The following is a 3,216-nucleotide window of genomic DNA, read 5'->3' on the forward strand; positions in this document are numbered from 1 at the left end:
TCCTCTCGACCGCTTCCTGGAACTCCTCGTCGCTCGAGGCATCGAGGACGGCGGGCGCAGCTTCAACCGCGGCGGCGTCCCAGTCGATGTCCCTGCAGGCGATCCAGGGGTGGAGGAACTCGACGATTCCCCACAGCCTGCACAGCGAGGCCAGCCGATCGATCGTGACCTGTTCCATGCCCGTCCCGGCTAGGCCCCCGCCGTGGCTCCCAGTGACCCGTCCACCAGTTTGGGCAGTGCCTTCTCGAGCTCCGACTGTCCCATGGCCCCCGACCACCGGGCCTTGACGAGTCCGTCCGCGCCCACGAACACGATCCACGGCTCTCCCGGGAGCTTCCACTCCTGGACGGCGGGGGCGTGGTTCGGCGGCGCGCCGTTGTAGACCTCGACGTGGACGAAATGGACTCCTGCAAACGACGACTTCGCGGCCTCGACGATGTCCACGGTCGGTCCGCAGGTGCGTGACGCACAGAACTTGGGGGTCGAGAAGGTGATCAGCGACGGCCGTCCGGACTGCACGGCCTGCGCCACCGTCACCTCGTGCATGGAGCAGCGGGGCGTCCGCGTGCAGATGGGATCCACACCCCGCGCGTCGGCGACGGTGGGGGTCTGCGTCGGCAGTGCCTTGGCCCCCACCATGGGGCTTTCGCTGCGCTCGAGGACCTGCACGCTCAGCTTCGGGTGGGGCCCGCCCTGCGCGAGGTTCGTTCGCAGCTGCATGTTCCAGACGCCGGGGCGGTCGAAGTCGTGCTCGACGACCAGGATGTCGTGAACCTCGGCCCCCTGTCCGCCCTCCCGAGGGTGCTGGTGGGGCTCGGCGCCCGGCGGGTGCGTGTGCCCGGCGACCGGCGTCCCTCCCCCCACCCCCAGCTCGATCGAGACGGGCTGCGCCGTAGCCTTTACGGGCGGAAGGCCGGGAGGCGTCACCAGCAGCTCGGTGGGACCGCCGGCCGCGACCGGCAGCTGGCCCCTGAACAGGGCGAAGGCGAATCGCCGGTCCCCGAGCGCGAGCTCGCTCGTGGCAGGCTGGACTGAAAGCGCCTTGTCCGGCGCGATGGTGGGGCTGGACGTGGGAATGCCGGAGCCGCGCTTGCAGGCGGACCAGGCGACGGCGCCCAGTCCCAGCGCGATGAACCCTCGTCTGCTGATCTCGGTCATGTGATGGCGCCGGGCGGCGTGTGCCACTTCGACGGGATCCGAGTCTACGCGGGTATCGTTGGACGGTGGTCCGGCCGCCCGGCCCCCACCTCCTGAGGCGTCGAAGAGGAACAATGCACGTCATCGGCACAGCAGGCCACGTCGATCACGGCAAGTCGGCGCTGGTCAAAGCCCTCTCCGGGATGGATCCCGACCGCTTCGAGGAGGAGAAGCGCAGGGGGCTGACCATCGATCTCGGGTTCGCCTGGTGCAAGCTGCCTTCCGGCCGCGAGATCGGGCTGGTGGACGTGCCCGGCCACGAGCGGTTCATCAAGAACATGCTCGCCGGCGTGGGTGCGATAGACGCGGCGCTGTTTGTCGTGGCCGCGGACGCCGGATGGATGCCGCAGTCGGCGGAGCACCTGCAGATCCTGGACTTCCTGGACGTCCGGTCGGGGATCGTGGTGCTGACGAAGTCCGATCTCGCCGACGCGGACATGATCTCGGTGGTGCGGTCCGAGGTGACCGGCCACGTGAAGGGGACGGTCCTGGACGGCGCGCCCATCGTCGCCGTGTCGTCGGTGACGGGGGCGGGCATGGACGAGCTGCGCCGCAGGCTCGACGACCTCCTGTCCACCGTCGCACCGGACTCAGACCGCGGCCGCCCGCGGCTTTTCATCGACCGGTCCTTCACGATCACGGGGGCCGGCACCGTCGTGACCGGCACCCTCACCGGAGGTTCGCTGCGCGCGGGGGCCGAGGTGGACGTTCTTCCTTCGGGACATCGCGTGCGGGTCCGCAGCCTGCAGACCCATCAGCGTCCCGTCGAGGAGGCCGAGCCCGGCAGCCGCGTCGCCGCGAACCTGGTCGGACTGGACCGCCGCGAGATCGCGCGCGGCGACGCGCTCGTGACTCCGGACTCGTGGAAGCTGTCCGACAGCTTCGCCGCCAGGCTGCGGACGTCCCGCGACCTGGCCCACCCGCTGGTCGAAAAGGGCGCCTACGAGCTTTACATCGGCTCGGCCGAGATCCCGTGCCGGCTGAAGTTCCTGGAGGACCCGTTGGCCGAGGCCGGGCGCAGCCCCGCGATGCCGCCCGGGTCCACGCTGCTGGTCCAGGTGTTCATGATGCGACCGGCCCCCCTGGAGCCCGGGGACCGCTTTATCATCCGCGACGTCGGCCGGTGGGAGACGGTCGCCGGAGGCTGCGTCCTTGACCACACGACCGGTCGCATCCGCCGGGGCGATCCCGAAGTGCTCGACAGGCTGCGGGCGCGGGAGGCGTCCGAGCACGACGAGCTCGTGGCCCGCGTGATCTCCGAACGGCGCCTGGTGGCCAGGTCCGACCTGCAGTGGCTGGCGGGAGCGGGGCCCCGAGATCTGGACATGGCCCTGGGACGGGCGACGTCGGCGCGCCAGATCGTGTCCACCCCGGGGTTCGTCCTTGACTCCGGGATGGAGCAGGAGCTGCGAGCCAGCGCGCTCGACGCCCTGGCCGTCCACCACGCCGACAACCCGCTGGACCCGGGGATGCCGAGGGAGCCCCTTCGCCTGCACCTGACGCTGGGCCCCCGCGCGTTCACCGAACTGGTCGACGCGTGGGCCTCCGCCGGACATCTGGTCGCCGAGGGGACCTGGCTGCGGCTCCCGGGCCACGAGGGGTCCATGGCCCCGGAGCAGCGCGACGAGGCGGACCGGGTCCTCAAGGCCCTGCGCGACGGCGGGTTCTCCCCGCCAGAGACCCCCGCCCTCGGCGCGTCGCACGAGCTGCTGAAGGCGCTGGAACGAAGCGGCGAGATCGTAGCCATAGCCCCCGGACTGGCTTACGCCGCAGACGTGATGCAGGAGGCCGAGCGGAAGGTGATCGACCTCATCAAAGAGCAGGGACCGGCCACCGTCGGACAGGTGCGCGACGTCATCGGCACCACGCGGAAGTACGCCGTCCCGTTGCTCGAGTACTTCGACTCGTCCGGGCTGACACGCCGTCAGGACGACGCGCGCGTCCTCGGCCCCCGCGGCCGGAAGCTCGCGGGCGTTGACTGAGCTGAAATCGTCACGCGCGATCGATCGCGCGTTTCCC

General features: G+C 70.7%; 2 protein-coding genes. One reads left to right on the top strand and one right to left on the bottom strand.

Going from position 1 to position 3,216, the window contains the following annotated elements:
- Nucleotides 1–189: 189 nt before the first annotated feature.
- Complete coding sequence (locus VNE62_09910; GenBank protein HVE92593.1) at nt 190–1,185, bottom strand: hypothetical protein; 996 nt, start codon at nt 1,183–1,185, stop codon at nt 190–192.
- 86 nt (nt 1,186–1,271) lie between these two features.
- On the opposite strand from VNE62_09910, the gene selB reads away from it, so the two are divergent.
- Nucleotides 1,272–3,179 (top strand): selenocysteine-specific translation elongation factor, encoded by a 1,908-nt coding sequence (selB, locus tag VNE62_09915; GenBank protein ID HVE92594.1) that lies wholly within the window; start codon nt 1,272–1,274, stop codon nt 3,177–3,179.
- Nucleotides 3,180–3,216 lie beyond the last annotated feature (37 nt).

The organism is Actinomycetota bacterium, assembly GCA_035536535.1.
Lineage (GTDB): Bacteria > Actinomycetota > JAICYB01 > JAICYB01 > JAICYB01 > DATLNZ01.